Origin of the sequence: Sporichthya polymorpha DSM 43042 (assembly GCF_000384115.1) — a bacterium.
Classification (GTDB): Bacteria; Actinomycetota; Actinomycetes; order Sporichthyales; family Sporichthyaceae; genus Sporichthya; species Sporichthya polymorpha.
Window position 1 is genome coordinate 841,204 of the sequence record NZ_KB913029.1, and the last position, 19,221, is coordinate 860,424.

18 protein-coding genes and 1 pseudogene are annotated in these 19,221 nt (G+C 72.0%); 7 read left to right on the plus strand and 12 right to left on the minus strand.

Going from position 1 to position 19,221, the window contains the following annotated elements; all coding sequences use genetic code 11:
* Positions 1-28: 28 nt before the first annotated feature.
* Positions 29-1,399 carry an FAD-binding oxidoreductase gene (locus SPOPO_RS0104160; RefSeq protein ID WP_019873523.1) on the minus strand — a complete coding sequence of 457 codons (1,371 nt, stop codon included), beginning with the start codon at positions 1,397-1,399 and terminating at the stop codon, positions 29-31.
* A 63-nt stretch (positions 1,400-1,462) separates the two neighbouring features.
* On the opposite strand from SPOPO_RS0104160, the gene SPOPO_RS27660 reads away from it, so the two are divergent.
* Entirely contained in the window at positions 1,463-1,864 is a 402-nt protein-coding gene (locus tag SPOPO_RS27660) for a thioesterase family protein (RefSeq protein ID WP_019873524.1), read from the plus strand.
* Here SPOPO_RS27660 and pntB read toward each other — a convergent pair.
* Positions 1,861-3,303: a Re/Si-specific NAD(P)(+) transhydrogenase subunit beta gene (pntB, locus tag SPOPO_RS0104170; protein ID WP_019873525.1), complete on the minus strand. Its 1,443-nt coding sequence runs from the start codon at positions 3,301-3,303 to the stop codon at positions 1,861-1,863. The two genes, SPOPO_RS27660 and pntB, sit on opposite strands and share 4 nt — an antisense overlap.
* 24 nt (positions 3,304-3,327) lie before the next feature.
* On the minus strand, positions 3,328-4,866 hold the full coding sequence (locus SPOPO_RS0104175; RefSeq protein WP_019873526.1) for a Re/Si-specific NAD(P)(+) transhydrogenase subunit alpha: 1,539 nt from the start codon (positions 4,864-4,866) through the stop codon (positions 3,328-3,330).
* Between the two features lie 105 nt (positions 4,867-4,971).
* Here SPOPO_RS0104175 and SPOPO_RS0104180 point away from each other — a divergent pair, with 105 nt between their 5' ends.
* Positions 4,972-5,466 (plus strand): metallophosphoesterase family protein, encoded by a 495-nt coding sequence (locus SPOPO_RS0104180; RefSeq protein WP_019873527.1) that lies wholly within the window; start codon positions 4,972-4,974, stop codon positions 5,464-5,466.
* Between the two features lie 19 nt (positions 5,467-5,485).
* Here SPOPO_RS0104180 and SPOPO_RS0104185 read toward each other — a convergent pair whose 3' ends face one another.
* From SPOPO_RS0104185 to SPOPO_RS32365, 3 genes are all read right to left on the minus strand, one after another.
* Positions 5,486-6,526, minus strand: a complete 1,041-nt coding sequence (locus tag SPOPO_RS0104185) for a CobW family GTP-binding protein (RefSeq protein ID WP_019873528.1) — start codon at positions 6,524-6,526, stop codon at positions 5,486-5,488.
* Between the two features lie 42 nt (positions 6,527-6,568).
* Positions 6,569-6,940, minus strand: a complete 372-nt coding sequence (locus SPOPO_RS27665; protein ID WP_019873529.1) for a hypothetical protein — start codon at positions 6,938-6,940, stop codon at positions 6,569-6,571.
* Between the two features lie 169 nt (positions 6,941-7,109).
* Positions 7,110-8,156, minus strand: coding sequence for a hypothetical protein (locus tag SPOPO_RS32365; RefSeq protein WP_211210849.1), 1,047 nt, complete (start codon positions 8,154-8,156; stop codon positions 7,110-7,112).
* 321 nt (positions 8,157-8,477) lie between these two features.
* Between SPOPO_RS32365 and SPOPO_RS0104200 the strand changes: the two genes are divergently transcribed.
* The 3 genes and pseudogenes from SPOPO_RS0104200 to SPOPO_RS36125 form a co-directional block, all read left to right on the plus strand.
* Positions 8,478-9,080, plus strand: a complete 603-nt coding sequence (locus SPOPO_RS0104200; RefSeq protein WP_019873531.1) for a hypothetical protein — start codon at positions 8,478-8,480, stop codon at positions 9,078-9,080.
* A 2-nt stretch (positions 9,081-9,082) separates the two neighbouring features.
* A complete protein-coding gene (locus tag SPOPO_RS0104205; protein ID WP_019873532.1) occupies positions 9,083-9,610 on the plus strand; it encodes a hypothetical protein in 528 nt (175 codons plus the stop codon).
* Positions 9,607-9,999 (plus strand): annotated as a pseudogene (locus SPOPO_RS36125) (signal peptidase I); the annotation flags it as partial. The gene SPOPO_RS0104205 and the pseudogene SPOPO_RS36125, both read left to right, overlap by 4 nt.
* A 111-nt stretch (positions 10,000-10,110) precedes the next feature.
* Here the strand turns inward: SPOPO_RS36125 and SPOPO_RS0104215 are convergent.
* Both SPOPO_RS0104215 and SPOPO_RS34175 read right to left on the minus strand, forming a co-directional pair.
* Positions 10,111-11,253: a multicopper oxidase domain-containing protein gene (locus SPOPO_RS0104215; RefSeq protein WP_019873534.1), complete on the minus strand. Its 1,143-nt coding sequence runs from the start codon at positions 11,251-11,253 to the stop codon at positions 10,111-10,113.
* Positions 11,254-11,500: 247 nt separating this feature from the next.
* Positions 11,501-11,653, minus strand: coding sequence for a hypothetical protein (locus SPOPO_RS34175; protein WP_019873536.1), 153 nt, complete (start codon positions 11,651-11,653; stop codon positions 11,501-11,503).
* A 75-nt stretch (positions 11,654-11,728) separates the two neighbouring features.
* Between SPOPO_RS34175 and SPOPO_RS0104230 the strand changes: the two genes are divergently transcribed.
* Positions 11,729-12,550 carry a crotonase/enoyl-CoA hydratase family protein gene (locus tag SPOPO_RS0104230; RefSeq protein WP_019873537.1) on the plus strand — a complete coding sequence of 274 codons (822 nt, stop codon included), beginning with the start codon at positions 11,729-11,731 and terminating at the stop codon, positions 12,548-12,550.
* Between the two features lie 22 nt (positions 12,551-12,572).
* Here the strand turns inward: SPOPO_RS0104230 and SPOPO_RS0104235 are convergent, their stop codons facing one another.
* Together SPOPO_RS0104235 and SPOPO_RS0104240 are read right to left on the minus strand one after the other, a co-directional pair.
* Positions 12,573-12,890 carry a hypothetical protein gene (locus SPOPO_RS0104235; protein WP_019873538.1) on the minus strand — a complete coding sequence of 106 codons (318 nt, stop codon included), beginning with the start codon at positions 12,888-12,890 and terminating at the stop codon, positions 12,573-12,575.
* 190 nt (positions 12,891-13,080) lie between these two features.
* Positions 13,081-14,751, minus strand: coding sequence for an HNH endonuclease signature motif containing protein (locus tag SPOPO_RS0104240; protein ID WP_019873539.1), 1,671 nt, complete (start codon positions 14,749-14,751; stop codon positions 13,081-13,083).
* A 142-nt stretch (positions 14,752-14,893) separates the two neighbouring features.
* Here SPOPO_RS0104240 and SPOPO_RS32370 point away from each other — a divergent pair, with 142 nt between their 5' ends.
* On the plus strand, positions 14,894-16,567 hold the full coding sequence (locus SPOPO_RS32370) for a calcium-binding protein (RefSeq protein WP_019873540.1): 1,674 nt from the start codon (positions 14,894-14,896) through the stop codon (positions 16,565-16,567).
* 7 nt (positions 16,568-16,574) lie between these two features.
* On the opposite strand, the gene mftD is transcribed toward SPOPO_RS32370, so the two are convergent.
* A complete protein-coding gene (gene mftD / locus SPOPO_RS0104250; RefSeq protein WP_019873541.1) occupies positions 16,575-17,750 on the minus strand; it encodes a pre-mycofactocin synthase MftD in 1,176 nt (391 codons plus the stop codon).
* Positions 17,719-19,215 carry a glycosyltransferase gene (locus SPOPO_RS27680; RefSeq protein WP_169577153.1) on the minus strand — a complete coding sequence of 499 codons (1,497 nt, stop codon included), beginning with the start codon at positions 19,213-19,215 and terminating at the stop codon, positions 17,719-17,721. Before SPOPO_RS27680 ends, mftD begins: the two co-directional genes overlap by 32 nt.
* Between the last annotated feature and the right edge of the window lie 6 nt (positions 19,216-19,221).

Genomic DNA, 19,221 nt, shown 5'->3' on the forward strand with positions numbered 1-19,221 from the left:
TGACACCCTTTCTTGACAGGCGGGCGGGTCAGTCGAGGATCGTCCCCGGGTTGAGGATGCCGAGAGGGTCGAGGGCGTTCTTGATCGCGCGGGTGACGTCGAGGACGTCGTCGCCGACCTGATCCCGGAGCCACGGGCGCTTGAGGCGGCCGACGCCGTGCTCGCCGGTGATGGTGCCGCCGAGGGCGATGGCCAGGTCCATGATCTCGCCGAAGGCGAGGGTGGCCCGCCGCTCGCAGTCCGGGTCGGACGGGTCCACCACGATCAGCGGGTGGGTGTTGCCGTCGCCGGCGTGGGCGATCAGGGCAATGACGACGCCGCGGTCGTCGGCGATCTTCTCGATCCCGGCGACGAGGTCGGGCAGGCGCGGCACCGGGACGCCGACGTCCTCGAGCAGCAGCCGGCCCTTCCGCTCCACCGACGGGATGACGCCGCGGCGGGCGGCGACGAACATCTCGCCCTCGGTCTCGTCGTCGGTGTCGAAGCACTCGGTGCAGCCGTTGGAGTGGCAGGCGTCGAGGAGGGTGTCGATCTCGCGCCGGTCGCCCGCGTCGGACTTGGCGACGACGATCGCGGCGGCGGAGCGGTCGAGGCCCATCTTCATGACGTCCTCGACCGCGTTGATCGAGGCGGAATCCATGTACTCGAGCATCGACGGGCGCATGGTCGAGGTGATCCTCAGGATCGCGGCGGTCGCATCGCGGGTGTCCCGGAACGTCGCGACCAGCGTGTGGGCGGGCGGCTGCGCCGGCATCAGGCGCAGCGTCACCTCGGTGATGATGCCGAGCGTCCCCTCACTGCCGACGAAGAGTTTCGTGAGCGAGAGCCCGGCAACATCCTTGACCCGGGGCCCACCCAGGCGGATGGCCCGCCCGTCGGCGAGGACGACCTGCATGCCGAGCACGTAGTCCGTTGTCACGCCGTACTTCACGCAGCACAGGCCGCCGGCGTTGGTGGCGACGTTGCCGCCGATCGAGCAGATCTCGAACGAGGACGGGTCCGGCGGGTACCAGAGCCCGACCTCGGCGGCGGCCTTCTTCACCTCGGCGTTGAACAGCCCCGGCTGCGCGACCGCGATCCGGGTGACGGGGTCGACGGAGATCTCGCGCATCCGCTCGGTGGAGACGACCACGCCGCGGGCGATGCCTCCCGCCCCGCCGGACAGGCCGCTGCCCGCGCCGCGGGGGACGACCGGGATCCGGTGCCGACTCGCCCAGCGCATCGTGGTCTGGACGTGCTCGGTGCACTCGGCCCGGACGGCCGCGAGGGGCGGCTCGGCGGCCGGGTCGAGGGCCCGGTCCCAGCGGTACTTGTCGAGCCCGTCGGGGTCGGTCAGGACCACGCCGTCGGGCAGAGCGGCCGTCAGTTCGGCCAGCGCCTCGGAGGAATTCGCGCCCACGGCTGCAGACTCTCACAAACAGCACAGGCGACGAAGATCGTCGAGGAGGCTAATCTCGAAGCCGTGGAGGCCCCCGGTTCCCGCAGGCAGGCGACGGTCCGTCACGTCGTCGGACCGGACGACACCGCGCTCGCGCTCGGCTCCGGCAGCGTCGAGGTCCTCGCGACCCCCCGCCTGCTGGCCCTGATGGAGGCGGCGACCGTCGAGGCGGGCGCTGCCGAGCTCGCGCCCGGCCAGACCTCGGTCGGCATGCGCGTCCAGATCGAGCACATGCGGCCCAGCCCGCTCGGCGCCGAGGTGATCGTCCACGCCCGGCTCGCGGACGTCGACGGCCGCCAGATGCGCTTCGAGGTCGCCGCCGAGCACGCCGACGGCGGCCTCGTCGCCAGCGGCCAGGTCACCCGGGCCGTCGTCGACGCGGAGAAGTTCCTGTCCCGCGCCAACGGGCGGCCGAGCGACTCCTAGCGCGACGCCGACCCGGCCCCCGCGGGGGCGAGGGCGTCGAGGCTGCGGAGGATGTCCTCGACCCGGGCCTTCGCGTCACCGAAGAGCATCGAGGTGTTCTCCTTGAAGAACAGGGGGTTCTGCACGCCCGCGTACCCCGTCGCCATCGAGCGCTTGAACACGATGACGTGGCGGGACTCCCACACCGGCAGAACGGGCATGCCGGCGATCGGGCTGCCCGGGTCCTCCAGCGCCGCCGGGTTGACGGTGTCGTTGGCGCCGATGACGAGGACGACCGACGTCGACGGGAAGTCGTCGTTGATCTCGTCCATCTCCAGGACGATGTCGTAGGGCACCTTCGCCTCGGCGAGCAGCACGTTCATGTGCCCGGGCAGCCGGCCGGCGACGGGGTGGATGCCGAACCGGACGTCGATGCCGCGCTCGCGCAGCTTCCGCGTCAGCTCCGCGACGGCGTACTGCGCCTGCGCGGTGGCCATGCCGTAGCCGGGGGTGATGATGACCGACTCCGCGTCGGCGAGCAGCTCCGCCGCGCCGTCGGCGTTGATCTCGCGATGCTCGCCCTGCTCCCCCGCGTCCCCGGAGGGGGCCTCCATGCCGAACCCGCCGGCGATGACGGAGATAAACGAGCGGTTCATCGCCTTGCACATGATGTAGCTCAGGTAAGCACCGGAGGAGCCGACGAGCGCACCGGTCGTGATCAGCAGGTTGTTCGAGAGCAGGAAGCCCGCGGCGGCCGCGGCCCAGCCCGAGTAGCTGTTCAGCATCGAGACGACGACGGGCATGTCGCCGCCGCCGATCGCCGCGACGAGGTGGATGCCGAGCACGAGCGCGATCACCGTGACCGCGATGAGCAGCCCGAGGTTCGGTTCGATCGTGAAGGCGACCGTGCACGCGGCGAACGCGACCAGCATGCCGAGGTTGAGGTAGTTGCGGCCCGGCAGCATCAGCGGCGCGGACTTGATCTTCGCCGAGAGCTTCAGGTACGCGACGACCGAGCCGGTGAACGTGACCGCGCCGATGAAGACGCCGATCATCACCTCGGCGTGGTGGATGTCGAGCAGCGAACCCGTGTAGTGCGTCTGGGTCGGGTCGTCCTCGACCTCGTAGTAGCCGTTCCAGCCGACGAGCACGGCCGCGAGGCCGACGAAGCTGTGCAGCAGCGCGATCAGCTCGGGCATGCCGGTCATCTCGACGACCTTCGCCCGCCAGAGCCCGATGACGGCGCCGATGCCGACGGCGACCGCCATCAGGATGCCGCCGGTGGCGTCGATGTCCTCGGTCGCCAGGCCGATGACCGCGGCGAGCGCGATGGCCATGCCGGCGATGCCGTAGATAATTCCCTGACGCGCCGTCTCGTGCCGGGACAGGCCCGCGAGCGACAGGATGAACAGCAGGGCCGCGACGATGTACGCGGCGTGCGCGATGGATTCGGCGTCCATGAATACCCCTCAGCCCTTCGAGGCTCAGCCTTTGGAAAACATGCCGAGCATGCGGCGGGTCACGGCGAAGCCGCCGAAGACGTTGATGGACGCGAGCAGGATCGCGAGGAACGACAGCGTCCGGATCGTCGTGTCGTCGTGCGCGATCTGCAGCAGGGCGCCGACGACGATGATCCCGGAGATCGCGTTGGTGACCGACATCAGCGGTGTGTGCAGCGCGTGGTGCACCTTGCCGATGACGTAGTACCCGACGACGACCGAGAGCGTCAGCACGGTGAAGTGCTCGGGGATCGGATCGGGCGCGAAGGCGTTGAGCAGGAAGAGCGCCGCGGCGCCGATGGCGACGAGCCCCAGCTGCAGTCGGGCCGACATCTTCTTCTCGGGCTTCGCGACCGGCGCGGCCACGGGCTTGGCCACCGGGGCCGCCGAGACCTGGACCGGCGGCGGGGGCCAGAGGTTCTCGCCCTCGCGCACGACGGTGATGCCGCGCTGCACGACGTCGTCGAGGTCGAGGACGATCGTCCCGTTCTTCTCCGGCGTCAGCAGCTTCATGAGGTTGACGAGGTTCTGCCCGTAGAGCTGCGACGCCTGCGCCGGCAGCCGCCCCGGCAGGTCGGTGTAGCCGATGATCGTGACGCCGTTGGAGGTGACGACGACCTCGCCGGCCTTCGTCCCGGCGACGTTGCCGCCCTGCGCGGCCGCCATGTCGACGATGACGCTGCCGGACTTCATCGATGCGACGTCCTCGGCGGTGATCAGCTTCGGCGCCGGGCGGCCCGGGATCAGCGCGGTGGTGATGATGATGTCGACGTCGGCCGCCTGCTCGGAGTAGATCTCGGCGGCGCGGCGGTTGTACTCCTCGGGCGTGGCGGTGGCGTAGCCGGTTCCGCTCTGCTCGATCTCGACGTCGACCGCGAGGTACTCGCCGCCGAGGGACTTGACCTGGTCCGCGACCTCGGGCCGCGGGTCGGTGGCGCGGACGATGGCCCCCATCGACGAGGCGGCGCCGATCGCCGCGAGCCCCGCGACGCCGGCCCCGGCCACCAGGACCTTGGCCGGAGGCACCTTGCCGGCCGCGGTCACCTGCCCGGTGAAGAACCGACCGAACACGTGCGCGGCCTCGACGACGGCGCGATACCCGGCGATGTTCGCCATGGAGGAGAGCACGTCCATCGACTGGGCGCGCGAGATGCGGGGCACCGCGTCCAGCGCCAGCGCCGTGATGGGCCGGGCCGCGAGCGCGGAGACCAGGTCGGGGTTGAGGCCGGGCGCAAGGATCGAGATCAGCGTCGCGCCGTCGCGGATCAGCGCGAGTTCCTCGGTCTCGGGCGCGCGCACCGCGAACACGACGTCCGCGCCCCAGGCCGCCTTGGTGTCGCCGACCTCGGCCCCGGCTGCCCGGTAGGCGTCGTCGGGAAAGCCGGCCAGCGCGCCGGCGCCGGACTCCAGCAGCACGCGGTAGCCGAGCCCGATCAGCTGCTTGACGGTCGCCGGGGTGGCGGCGACACGGGTCTCCCCGTGTCCCGCGTGGCTGACCACACCGATCAGGGCGCCCTCGGCCATCAATCCTCCGCATCCTCGGGAAGGTCCTGCCGAGCCAACCTACTTGCGGGCGCTGCGAGCAGGGGCAGGGCCCACGGGGACACCTTGACCGGACACACTGGACCGGTGCGGATCGTCGTCCTCTCCGACACCCACGCGCCGCGGTTCTGGAAGAGCTGTCCACCGCGCGTGGCCGACCGACTGCGCAGCGCCGACCGGATCCTGCACGCGGGCGACGTCTGCACCGCCGACGTCCTGGACGAGCTGTCCGCCTACGCGCCGGTCTCGGTCGTTCTCGGCAACAACGACGGCCCGGACGTCGCGGCCTGGGGCGCCCCGGAGACGCTCGAGCTGGAGCTCGCGGGCGTGCGCGTCGCGATGATCCACGACGCCGGCGCCGCCGCGGGACGCGTCCGCCGGATGCGGCGCCGCTTCCCGGAGGCGGACCTCGTCGTCTACGGGCACTCCCACATCCCGATGGACCTCACCGAGGACGGACTGCGCATCTTCAACCCCGGCTCCCCCACCGACAAGCGCCGCCAGCCGCACGGGACCCTCGGGGTGCTGGAGCTCGGCGACGGCCGGATCGTCTCGGCGCACATCCTCCCCGTCACCGGATGAGCACCCGGCTGACGCCGGATCAGCGCCCGAGCCACTCGTCCCAGCCGTCCTCGCGGTCGCGCCAGCCGTCCCCGCCGTCGACGAGCTCGGTCTCGGTCATCAGGGCGGTGTCGAAGGCGTCGCGGAGGTCGTCGGGGTCGCGCTCGGTGCCGGTGATGACCAGCCGGGTGGAGGGCGGACCGGCCCAGGAGCCGACGTCACCGACGGAGAGCTGCCCTCCGACGCCGTCCCAGACGAACCGCATCCCGGAGCGGGTGGGCAGCCAGAAGTAGCCGCGGGCGCGGAGCGGGCCGGTGCCGAGGCGTTCGAGTTGCTCGCGGAGCCGGTGCGGGTGGAAGGGACGCCAGGACTGGAGGTCGACGGTCCAGATCCCACAATCGGCGGCGGCGCCGGTCGGGCGCGCGCGGGCCGGGTCGCCGCGCCCGATCCAGGAGAACGGCGTCGCGGGGTCGAGGACGTCGGCGGGCTGCAGGTCGAGCAGGCCGACCCGGCGGGGCTCGCCGCCGACGAGATGGTCGAGCAGCACCGATGCGCGGCGGCCGAGGTCGCCGTCAAGGGCGAGCACGTCCGCGCTCTCCACCTGGCGGGCGAGCGCCTCCCCGACCGAGCGCCGGTCCTCGGGCGTGAACGCGAGGTCCCGCTCGGCGAGGAGGTCGTTGCCGAGCAGGTCCCACTCGAAGCGGTGGGCGTCCACGGCCGCGACCGTCGCGCGCACCCGGACGCCGTCCCCGCGCAGCCGGGCCAGGGCGTGCACGGCCGGCACCGGGTCGGCGGTGACGGGCAGCACGAGGGCGATCGCCGCCGGCTGCTGCGCCGCGACCCGGACCACCGTCGGCACGATGTCCGCGCGCAGCGCGCAGGACAGGCAGGTGTGCTCGAGCTCGACGTCGACGTCCTCCTCGACCCGGTCGGCGCGCGTGACCACCCGGCGCAACCGGTGCTCGACGGCGGAGATCTCGTGGCGGATCACCGTGAGGTCGGGGACGTCGCAGAGCAGCCCGCTCGCGAGCACCTGCGGCATGACGGGGTCGATCGAGGAGACGACGACGAGGGGAACCATGAGCGGCCTCTCTTGGGGGTGGGTTCGCAGGGTCGGTCCGGGTCAGTTGTGCAGCGCGGCCCGGCGGGCGGCGTCGAGGCCGACGTTCAGCCGGAGCCACCAGGGCAGGTCGGCGGGGTCGAGGTCCCCGGTGCGGAGCCAGGCGATCAGGTCGGCGACGTCGCTGCGCGTGCGCAGCGGGCCGACGTGGACGGCCGGGCCGACGGGACGCCGCTGCTCGTCGCAGGGCTGCACGAGGACGACCGGCCCGGGGACGCGGGATCGGCAGGTGAGGGTCCCGACCGTGCAGCCGGAGGAGACCAGCACCGCGTGCGGGGTGGCGCGGACGAGTGCGCGCAGGGCGGGCATCAGCCCCAAACCGCTGCGGCACCCGTCGGACTGACAGACGACGACCGTGTACCCCGCTGCCGACATGGCGCACTCCCTCCACTTATTGATAACGATTATCATTAGCGGTAGCGCAGGCCCGACGCAACTCGCCGCCCCGGAGACGGCGAACGGCGCCGGGGGCCCCCGGCGCCGTTCCGTGCAGCTGCTTTGTCTTCGAGCCCCGCCCGTCAGCAGGGCTCGTTCGCCGAACTGATCAGTCGTCGTCCTGCTGGTCCGCGTCCTGGTCGCAGGACTTGGAGTTGCTCGCGTCGGCGTTCGCCGTCGCGGGGTCGTCGTCCTCCCCGAGCAGACCCCCGAGGTCGAACGCGCCGGCGCCGGTGACGGACTCGCCACTGCCCTGGCCGCCCAGGACGTTCACCGGCACGTAGTTGTTGCAGCCCTGCAGCGGGACGTGGATGTTGTTGTCGGTGACGTTGATCAGGCCGTTGGTGTTGCGGTCGCCGCCGGCCCCGTCGCGGTCGTGCTGCCCCGCGTCCTGGTCGCAGGACTTCGAGCTCTCGGCGGTCGACTCGGCCGCCGGCGCACCGCCGAGGATCCCGAGCGCCCCCGCGAGGCTCGCGTTCTCTCCGCTGCCCTGCCCACCGAGCACGTTGACCGGCACGTAGTTGTTGCAGGCCTGCACCGGCACGTGGATGTTGTTGTCGGTGACGTTGACGAGGCCGTTGACGTTCTCGGTCCCGCCCGCGACGGCCCCGCCGTCGGTGCCGTCGGTGTCATCAGCGTCGTCGCCGCCCGCGCCGATGCTCTGGTCGACGGCCTGCTCGCAGGCCTTGAGGTTCTCGGCGTTCGCCCCGGCCGCGTCGCCGAGGAGCGCGAGGCCGCCCGTGACCGCCTCCCCGGCGCCCTGTCCGCCGAGGACGTTGACCGGCACGAAGTTGTTGCAGACCTGCCCGACGACCTGGACGTTCAGGTCGGCGACGTTGACGACCCCGTTGACGTTGCGGTCGCGGGGAACGGTGACCGTCGGGTCGTCGGTCGGGGCGTCGGCGCCCTCGACCTCGGGGTCCTCGGCCGGGTCACCGGCGGAGTTGACGTCCGCCGGCCGGTCGGCCTGCTTGACCGACTTCTTCTTGGCCTTCGTCGGCGTGGAGGTCGTCGCGGCCTCACCCGGAGGTGTGCCGTCGGCGCCCGCCGGCGGAGCGAGCAGGATGCCGGACGCGCTCAGCAACAGAGCAGCGCCCGAGCACGCCCCGGTCTTGGCGACCAGGGCCGCTCGCGAAGGCTTGGAGTGCATTCCCATCTGTCGTGTTTCCCTTCGACTCCGCGCAGGGCGGAGCAAGCTCTCGAATCGACACGCGCTGTCACCTGGGCCCGGCGTGCTTTCGGGACGCAGGCCGGGAGTGGGGGGCTCCAACGCGAAAAAGCGACTACTTTCTGTAGTCGCATAGGCGCTATGGGTTAGCTGAGCTCGACTCAAACCTGTCGGATCGGACAAAAACCTTAAGCGAACCGTCCAATGGGCATGCGTTTGCCGAGCTGGCGAGAGCCGGAACCTCAGCTTGGTCGCGGGCCGGTCGATGAGGGCCGTGAAGGACCTGACCAGGTGCCGAGAGGACCCGCCATGACCGAGCCGACCACCCCCCGCCGCCCCCGGCGGCGCCGTGCGGCCGCCCTGCTCCTCGCCGTCGGCGCGGTGATCACCGCGTCGGGCACCTGGGCCGCCTGGCAGTCCACCGGCAGCCTGACCCAGTCGGTCAGTTCGGCGACGGTGACCGTCAACGTCGCCGACGCCGGCACCGGTCAGGCCACCTGGACCACCGGCATCACCAACTTGCTGCCCGGGGACTACTTCCACCGCTGGGTGACGGTCACGAACACCGGCAGCGTGCCGCAGGAGTTCGCCGGCACCCTGTCCGGGACCGCGACCCTGCCGGGTGCGCTGACCGCCTGGATCTCCTCCTGCGACGTCGCCTTCGCCGCGGGGTCGACGAACTGCACCGGCACCAGCACGAACCACCTCGGCACCAGCGGTACGCCGGCCGCGTTCGGGTCGCTCTCGAACCTCGGGACGATCAACGCCGGCGCGAGCAAGCACCTGCTGGTGCGGGTGGTGTTCAGCGCGTCCGCGGACCAGACGACCTATCAGAACCAGAACTCGACCCTGACGCTGGCGTTCACCGGCACCGCGAACAACGGTGGCGGCGCCGACCGTACGAACGGCTGAGCATGAAGCCGCGCGCCACCTTCTGGGTGGCCGCGGCGGCGGTGCTCTCGCTGGTCTCCCCCGGCGCCTGGGGCGCCTGGCACGGGACCGGGAACCGGAACGCCTCGCTCGCCTCGGCCAAGCTCGGCTACTCGCTGAGCGGGTCGAACACGAGCGGGGGCGGCTACAACTGGTCCGTCGTGCTCAGCTTGCTGGGGCTGGCGACGGATCAGTTCTCCGTCACCAACACCGGAACGGTTCCGGAGACGATCGAGGCGCACGTCGCGTCGACGGGCCTGAACCTCGGATCGGTGAAGGTCTACACCTGCACGGTGCCCTTCGGTTCGGGGATCAATTGCTCCGGGACCCGCCTTGATCTCGGAAACGCACCCGGAACCAAGACGCTCGCCGCGAGCCTGCCGGCAGGTGCGACGCGGTACGTCGCGGTGCAGGCCACCGGGATCCTCGGCCTCGCTCTCAACGTCACCATGGCGGCCAACTCGTTCGCGATCACTCCGATCGGCGGCGGCGCGAACCGGACCAACGGATGAGCCGGGTGCTGCGGGCGACCGGGCGGGTGGTCGCGGACCTGGTGGCGATTCTGCTGATCCTGCTGGCGGTCGCGATGCTCTCGGGCCGGGTGGCGGTGCAGCCGGTGCTGTCGGGGTCGATGGCGGGGCACGCGGACCGCGGGGACCTGGCGATCGCGGTGGAGACCAGCGCTCGGAGCCTGGCGGTCGGCGACGTCGTCATGTTCGTCCCACCGGCGCCGTGGGAGCCGCCGGGTAACCACCCGGTGGCGCACCGGATCATCGAGCTCAAGCTGACGGATGGTCAGCTGACGGCTCGGACGAAGGGCGATCGGAATCTCGAACCCGACCCCTGGACCCTCGACGTCTCCCGGACGCGATTCGCCGAGGTGCACGTCGTCGTCCCCTACGCGGGCTGGCCGTTTCTCCGGCTGGCGGTCCTGACCACGCCGGCCGGTCGGATCGGCGTCGGGCTCTCGTTGATGGCGGCCGGCGCCGTGCTGCTCCTGCTGGGCCGTCGCTCACGCCTCGACGCGGTAGAGGGACTGCATCCCGGCGGTGATGTGGTCTGCGACGTGGCAGTGGAACAGCCACGTCCCGGGGACGTCGGGGACCAGATCGGCGGCCAGCATCGAGGCCGGCAGCAGGTTGGTGACGTCGGTGCGCATCCCGTTCACGACGGCGGTGTGGCCGTGCCAGTGGGGGGTGTGGAGGTCGACCTCGGTTCCCATGGCCATCAAGTACCAGCGCACACGCTCGCCGCGCTTCATCGTGACCACGGGGCCGTTGCCGTAGAGGTAGCCGTTGATCGTGTGCTTGAGGTTGGACTCGACGAAGCCCTCGTCGTCGAGGGGCAGCCGCTCGCCCTGAACGCGCCGAAGGTTCTCCCGCAGCAGCGGCGAGGCGTTCTCGTCGGTCACGAGGAACATCGAGAAGACCTCGCGGTCGACGTCGCTCGGCGTCCCGTCGTCCCGGGCCTTGCCCGCGGCGGTGACGACGAGGAAGCCGTTGAGCCCGGCGTAGACGTCACCGACCTCGTCCTGGTGCCCGTGGTACATCCAGACGGCGGAGCTGCCGTCCATGGGACCGGGGCCCGCGCGCTCGGGAACGAGCCAGCGGTAGGTGTGCTCGCCACCCGGCTGAACGGAGTCGTCAGCCCGGTCGTCGCCCGACGTCCCGTCGGCGTAACCGGCTCCCTCGTGTGCCTTCTCGTACAGGACGCCGTGCGGGTGGACCGACGTCGGGAACGAGCAGTTGTTGCGGAACACCACCGTGATCGTGTCGCCCACTTCGGCGCGGATCACCGGGCCCAGGTAGCCGAGGTAGGCCTCCGACTCCGGGCGCTGCTGCGGAGCCTTGAAGCTCGCGTCCGCGTAGCCGCGGTACAGACACTTGCGGAACGTCGGGCCGATCAGTCCGTCGCCGGCCGCGGTGAAGACACGCTCGTCGGCGGTGAACGCCCGGCCGGTGATCAGGTTCTTGCCGTCCGGCACGTAGTTCCAGTTCACCGGGTCGGCCGCGATGTAGTACGTGCGGTCCGTGCCGTCGCCCGACGCGGCCAGTGAGGCGCCGTCGTGGTGATCCTCGTCGTCCCCGCTGCACGCGGGAAGGGCGAGCGCGAGGGTCAGGGCGAGCGCGGAGGCAAGCGCGGTCGTTCGGCGCATGACGGATCCCGGGGCAGCAGGGGGCTGGGGCGTGCGACGGCGGGCGTCCGCGGCCGAGCTTAGGGCAGCCTTGCCTGCGCGTCGATCCCCCGCGGCGCCGATCGATTTCGCGGATTCGTGAGCACGCGGCCGTCGCTGCGGTACACATCCAGCATGAGGATTCTCATTCTCCTGGCCGTTCTGGTGCTCGTCGTCTCCTACCTCGTGCACAACTGGAGCAAGCGGGGCTGACGCGTTCTGCGCCCGGTCAGTTCTTCGGGGCCGGCGGCTTCGTGCCGGCGCGCGGCGGACGGACGGTCGCACGCGGGTCCGTGGATCCGTCCCATTCGAAGACCGTCACGTTGTCGCGGGTCCGGCCGGACCGCTCGCTCGACCGGCTGCGCTGCTCCCGTCGCTCCAAGGTGGTACCCCTTCGTTCACGTGCTGAGGTGTGGGAGGCACTACCCGCAGGCCGGGCGGTGACACGATGCGGGGCATGGATGCGTCCCGCGAGAACGGCGCCACGCCGGCGCTGGCCAACGTGCAGCTCGACGTCGAGGGGCCGGTCGCGATCGTGGCGATCAACCGCCCGGAGGTGCGGAACGCGGTGAACCCGCAGACCGCCGAGGAGCTGCGCGCGGCGTTCGCGTGGGTGGCGGCGAACGACGCGGTGCGGACGGCGGTGCTCACCGGCCGCGGCGGCGCCTTCTGCGCCGGGTACGACCTCGCCGCCTTCGCGGCGGCGGGGCTGGACCGCGAGGACCTGACGGAGTTGGGGCCGGGGCAGCCGGGTCCGATGGGGCCGAGCCGGGACGTGCCGCCGAAGCCGACGATCGCCGCGGTCGAGGGGCACGCCGTGGCGGGCGGCCTGGAGCTCGCGGCGTGGTGCGACCTGCGCGTGATCGCGCAGGACGCGGTGTTCGGCGTCTTCTGCCGGCGGTGGGGTGTGCCGCTGATCGACGGCGGAACGGTGCGCCTGCCGCGGCTGATCGGCCAGAGCCGGGCGCTGGACCTGATCCTCACCGGTCGGCCCGTCGGCGCGGACGAGGCGTTGGCGATGGGGCTGGCGAACCGGGTCGTCCCGTCCGGGCAGACGCTGGCCGCGGCGGTCGAGCTCGCGCGCCAGATCGCCGAGTTCCCGCAGACGTGCGTGCTGGCCGACCGGGCGTCGACGTACGCGCAGGACGGGCTGGACGCCGCGGCGGCGCTCGAGAACGAGGCGCGGGGCGGGCTGGCCGTTTTGCAGAGCGGCGAGAGCGTGGCGGGTGCGTCTCGGTTCGCCGGGGGTGCCGGGCGACACGGGTCCTTCAGCCAGTAGGTGGGATACCGCTGACGGATCGTCAGTGTGCCGCCCGGACATCCCCGGCATCGATCAACTGCCACACCGCGGCGATGGCTTCGTCGTGGAGGGCAGCGTCGATCTCAAGAGCGGCCGCCTCGCGGCGCAGCCGGATCGCCTCGCGCTGGTACATCGCGGACTGACCCGGCACCCGGCGCGCACGGTGCTCGCACGCCGCCGCCATCGCCCGGGCCTCCCGGGCGCGGACGCGATCCACTCGGGCGGCACGAGCGGCCTCGGAGAGGAAGTCCGCACTCGTCCGTCGCAACGGGGCCGCCGAGCCCGCGGACTCGGGTGCCGGGGCGAGGGTCGTCGTCATGTCCCTAGGAGATCGCGGACGCGGGGTGCGGGCCCAGGGACCAAGGTCCTGAACTCCCCTGCCCTCTGACCTCAGATCAGAACCACCCACGTCGGCACTCAAGTCCGTCATCCCCCCGCCCCCATGTCCCCGCCCGCCGCTACGGTCGGCATCCACTCAGCAGACGCGCGAGACCGCGGCATGGTTGTCCTCAGAAGGGCGGTTCGTCGTCGGGTCCGGGTGCCGGTGTCGCGGTCGCCCGGGTCGAAGCAGCCCGGGCCCAGGGTGTGGGGGCGGGTTGTTCGAAGTCGGGGGGTTCGTCCCCGACCGGTGGGGGTGGTCGGGTGATGAACACTTGCCCGGTGGGGGTGGTCCAGGTCAGGACCCCGTGCTCGTCCTGCGAGCACGTCCATCCCGGCATGTGTTTGATCCGATGGTGGAACTTGCACAACGCGGACAGATTGAAATAGACCGTCCGGCCGCCGATCTCGAAGGCGATGGTGTGGTCCAGTTCGCACCGGTCGGCCGGGACCCGGCACCCGGGGAACCGGCAGTGCCGGTCCCGCGCCCGGACCGCCCGCTTGAGCCTCGCGGGGGGCCGGTACACATCGGCGCGGGAGTTGTAGTCCTCGAGCAGCGCGGCGATGTCCACCGGCACCGACGGGTGATACACCGTCAGGTCCGCCTTCTCCCGCGCCCGCGCCGCCGGGATCCGCTCCCCACCCTGCACCTGCACGAACCCCTCGTCCGCGGCGTCCACGGCGTCCACGCCGCCGCCGGTGGGGTGCGCGGCGTCCGCGCCGCCGCCGGTGGGGTCCGCGGCGGAGTGCGTGGGTTCGGGGGTGGGCGGCGTGCTCCCGTGCATGTGCACGACGTAGCCGACGCGGGGGTCCTGGTTGCCGGGGCGGGTGATCAGGTCGACCGCGGCGTCGGCCTTGCGCTGATCCAGGGTCCTCGGGTCGCCGGGGACCTTCAGGCGGGCGGCGGCATCGATCACCCCGTAGACCGCCATGGCCTCCTCGGCCGGCAGCAACAGGGAGATCCACGCCATCCCGTCCCCGGCCGGACTCATCGAGACCCGGCGTTCGGTGCGGGCCCGCTCATGGCGCTTACGCGCGGCGGCGGGGTCGAGTTCCTCCACCCGCTTACGCACCCGGCGCCCGAACGAGGCCGGGGTCAGGCTCTTGGCCTTGTCCAGGCAGTCCCGCTCGACCCGCGCCGCATCGGCGACATTCAGGTCCCGGGTCTCCTCCCACAAGACCTTCGCCGCCCGTTCGGTGAGAACCCCGGCCTCCAGGGCCTTCAAGGTCTCAGGCAGGCGCCGCAACAACCCCGAGGCGAAATCACTGCGCGCACGGGCCGCGGCCGGAGACAGGTGCAACACCACCCCGAGCTCGGCCGCGGCGGAGGACTCCGCGGCCTCGATCACCGCTTCGAGCTCCTCACGGGTGGCGCCCTCGGCCGCGGCCTGCGCGACCGCAACCGCGGCCTCCTGCGCCCGCTGCATCGCGAACTCCGCCATCCCCCGCAACTCCGAGCCGTTGCACCGCGCCGCATCGGCCCGCGAGCGGACGATGCGCTGGAGCATCCCGTCGGTGGTGGCGTACTCCTGCTCCCACAACGCGAACGCGGTCGCCTCCCGCTCCCGCCACAGCTCCTCATCGGCGACCGAGAACACGTCCTCGCGCGGCGGGCCCGACGCGAACACCTCGTCCGGGACCTCGTCCCACTCCCGCGCGTCCGCCTCCGCGAGCACCCGCGCCAGCGTGGCCTCCACATGCTCCGCGGGCGGTTCGTCGTCCGGCACGTGCCACAGACCCGCGCGCAGCTCAGCGAGGTCGATCGCGTCGACCTCGTCCGATTCGATCAGCTGCTCGAACATATGTTCGAATAATAGTACGTCTGTTCGATCGTCGCAACCCCCTGGCGGCAGGCAGTAGGACTTTCGGCCGGACTTGGTCGCCGAAGGTCCCGCCCCAGGTCGTTACGCCACCGCGGGCCGCCGGAACGGGTCCCCTGGGGTCGTGGACTGTCTCCGCCCGCTGCCGCACGCCCGTCGACTTCTTCGCCGCCTCGCCATCGTCGCGCCCCTGGCCCTGTTGACGACGCTGACCGCGCCGATCCCTGCATCCGCCGGCGTCTTCAGCGCGGCCGGCAACCGCTGCACGGTCGTGGGGACCTCCGGCGACGACGTTCTCAAGGGCACGCCCGGCCGCGACGTGATCTGCGGTCTCGGCGGCGGCGGACGGGACCGCGTCGAGGGAGGCGGCGGGACCGACCGGCTCGACGGTGGGCCCGGCAATGACACCGTCACCGGAGGAAACGGCGGCGACCTCGTGCTCGGTGGCGCCGGCAACGACGACCTGGACGGTCAGTCCGGCCGCGACACCCTCGACGGCGGCACCGGCACCAACTGGTGCACCGTCGGAGCCACCGACACCCAGAAGGCGTGCGTCTACGACCGCACAGCTCCATCGGCGGACTGGATCACGCTGTCCCCGTCGTCGGTCGACGTGACCGCGAAGGATGCCGAGGTGACTGCGCGGATGCGCATCATCGACGACACCGGCGTCGGGTCGCTCAACGCCGTTCAGCTGTTCGCCCAGGATTTCCGCGCCCCGGGCGCGCCGGGTCTGCGATTCCGTGGCGCGCACCTGGTGTCCGGCACGATCCGTGACGGCGTGTGGCAGGCACTCGCCACCGTGCCCCGCTACTGGGCGGCGGGCAATTACTCGCTCGAGCTGTCCCTGAGCGACCGGATCGGCCGATCGGCGTTCGCGAGCCGACCGGAGACCCTCCGCGTGGTCGACCGCAATCCTGATCTTCAGAACCCCATCGTTCGTAGCGCCGGACTGAACGCGCGCTCCTTCGACGTCCGCTCGAAGTCGGCCTCGTTGACGATGACCGCTCGCGTCACCGACGACCTGTCCGGCACAGCGGACGTCACCGGTTGCCTGTATGCGCCCGGCGACGGCGTGATGCTTCAGATGGAGTGCCAGCCGTTGACGCGCATCTCCGGCACCAGCCGGGACGGCACGTGGCGGCGGACCTTCACCATCCCGAAGGGCTCCCTCGGCGGGGACTGGAACTTCGGCGTCCTGACCGAGGATCGGGTCGAGGCCGGGTCGCCCGACTATTGGTTCGGTGAGGACGAGTACCGGTCCTGGACCGACCAAACGATGCCCGGTCAGCCGATCGAACCACGCTTCCATCTCCTCCCCAACGGCCGGTTCGCCGTGCTCGGCACCCAGGAGACCACCGCGGCGTGGGCCAAGGCGATGAAGATCGACCGCACCTCGGTCGACACCCTCCCAGGCAGTCAGGTGGTCCAGCTGTACGTGCGCGCCGCTGACGTCGCCGGCGAGGGAGTGACCGGAGTGCGCGCCATTCTTCGCGACCTGGACCCCGGCTCCTCGTCACCGATGGTCTACGCGGACGAGGCGAAGCTCCACCAGGGCACGCGCACCGACGGTTGGTGGCTGCTGAAGTTCGTCGTCCCGCAGGGATTCCCGCCCGGGATCTACACGGTCGACCTCGTCACGATCCAGGACAAGGGCCACTGGCGGACCTACTCGCCACCGGCGGCCGCCCCGACTGCTATGCCGAGCAACCTCGCCTTTCCCGTCGGCAGCGTGCAGACCACCGGCGGGGGCGCGTGGGACGGTCGGGTGACCGTCATCCAGAACCCCGCCGGCTGATCAGCCGTCACTCCGCGCCGAGGGTGCGGGTGAAGCCGTCGGGGATGAGGATGTCGGAGCGGGAGAACTCGCTGACGTCGGACTTGCCGGTGGCGAGCATGGTGGAGTCGATGCCGGCGCGGAGGATGTCGAGGACGTTCTCGACCCCGGCCTGTCCGTTGGCGGCGAGGCCCCACAGGTAGGCGCGGCCGATCAGGACCGCACGGGCGCCGAGGGCGACGGCCTTGACCACGTCCGAGCCGCGGCGGATGCCGCCGTCGAAGAGGACCTCGATCTGGGAGCCGACGGCGTCCGCGACCGCGGGCAGGGCCCGGATCGCCGCGGGGGTGCCGTCGAGGTTGTTCCCACCGTGGTTGGACACCGAGATCGCCGAGACCCCGGCATCGACCGCGCGCTTGGCGTCATCGACCCGGCACACGCCCTTGAGCAGGAACGGCCCGTCCCACTGCGAGCGCAGCCAGGCCACGTCCTCCCAGGACGGGGGCGGGGTCATCATCCATTCGCCGTAGGCCTCGAAGAACCCCGGCGACGGCTCGGCCCGCGGGCGCACGTTCGGCACGCCCAGGTCCGGCAGCTTGCCGGTCTTCGCGAACGCCAGCAGCCACTGGGGACGGATCGCCACCTCGGGGGCGAACTTCACCGCGGTCTTCAGGTCGATCGACTGCGGGATCGAGGGCGAACCCCAGTCACGCTGGTGGGAGAAGGACCAGTCCAGCGTCAGGATGATCCCGACCGCACCGGCCGCCCGCGCGCGGTCCAGCCGCGCGATCATCGCCTCCCGCGACCCGGACCAGTACAGCTGGAAGAACGTGGGGACCCCGGTCGCCACGACGTCCTCGATCGGCTTGGACGCGAACGAGGACAGCCCCATCGCGATCCCCCGCGCCGCCGCAGCCCGGGCCACCGCCACCTCACCGTCGGGGTGCACGGCCTGCACACCCGTCGGGGAGATCAGCACCGGCATCGAGATGTCCTGACCCAGAACGCGCACGCCCTGCTCACGCTTGGCCGACGCCCCCGCCACGTGCGGGGCGAACCCGAGCTCGCCGAACGCCTTGAGGTTGTCCTCCAGCGTCAGACCACGCTCCGACCCGGCGATCAGTGCCTTGTACACCGACCGCGGCAGCCGCCGCTTGGCCCGCCGCTGCGCCTCAGCGACCGTCTCGAACCAGGGGTTGCCCATGCGTGCCGTCCTTTCCCGAGCGACCCCCCAGAATCCCACGGGCCCCGCGACGGGCGCGAATCGGCAGCAGCGGCCGCCCCGTCCGGGCCCGCAGCGCTCCGACCAGCACACCTGCCCCGTACGCGACGTCCTCCGCCACGTGACCTGCGACGAAACTCACCCGGTAGTTCGGGGGCCGCGACGCCCACCAGGCGTGCGCCGGTCCCGCCGCGAGCAGCACGACGGACGCGAACCGCGTCCGCCGTCGCGTCAGCCCGGCCAGCAGGAGCGGGCCGAGGAACTGGGTCGCGTACGTGCCGGACGCCCGGGCCGTCTTGGCCGTCCGGTCCACGACCGCCCCGGCCGTCCCGCTCACCGGCAGCCCGGCCCCCGCCCGCACGCGCCGCTCGTCCAGCAGCGCGCCGCCGAACGCCGCCGCCGCGAGCCCCGGCCGGCGCGCGAGCAGGGCCGCGAGCCCCGCCGCCGTCCACGGCTCCAGGATCAGCGGCGCCATCGCGTCGGGATGCCGCCGGCTCAGCGGCCCCGCCGACGTCCCGTAGTGGAACCGCCGCCCCAGCACGCCCCGCCAGGTCGCGGGCTCGGTGTGCTCCACCCGCACCGTCGGCTCGTACCGCACCCGCCACCCGGCCTCGACCAGCCGCCAGATCAGGTCGACGTCCTCCCCGTACCGGAGCCGCTCGTCGAACACCGCGCCGCCCGCTGCAGTGGAGATGTCATCTCCAACGAATGCGGCCGATCCGGTGGAGATGTCATCTCCAGTGGGGGCGACGGCGAGCAGGGCCGCGCGGCGGGCGAGGAGGGCGGCGGTGGGGACGTAGGAGACCGGGGTCCCGGGCGCGACGCGCGCGACGCGGGGCCCGAGGTCGAGGGCCCCGCGGGCGCCGGCCGGGGCGCCGGGGGCGGCGACGATGCGCGGCGCCACGGCGGCGACGGCGGGGTCGGCCAGGTGCCCGGCGAGGGCGTCGATCCAGCCCGGCGACGGGACGCAGTCGCTGTCGAGGAACGCGACGTACTCGGTCGGAATCGCCGCAAGGCCGGTGTTGCGCGCCGCCGCGGGACCGCCGTTGGCCTCCCGGCGGATCAGGCGCGCCCCGCAGCCCGCGGCGACCCTCGCGATAGCGGCGGAATCGGGCGAGGCGTCGTCGACGACCAGGACGGGATACGCGTCGCCCAGCGCCCGCAGGCAGTTCTCCAGCGCCGCCGCCCGGCCGTGGACCGGGATCAGCACCGTCACCGACGCGCCCGCAACGGGGAACGGTCGCGGATGCGCGAGCCCGGCGTCGATCAGCCGGCACGCGAGAGCTCCCCCGTTCGCGCTGCGCACCGCACCGCCGCGCAACTCCTCGAGGGCGGCGACTCCCGCCGCCCCGAGTCGCAGCACCCGCCGCGGAACACCGCCGACCAGTACCGCGTCATCGATCTGACGCAGCGTCGGATCGAACTCGACGCGGGTGCCGACCGGCACCCCCGA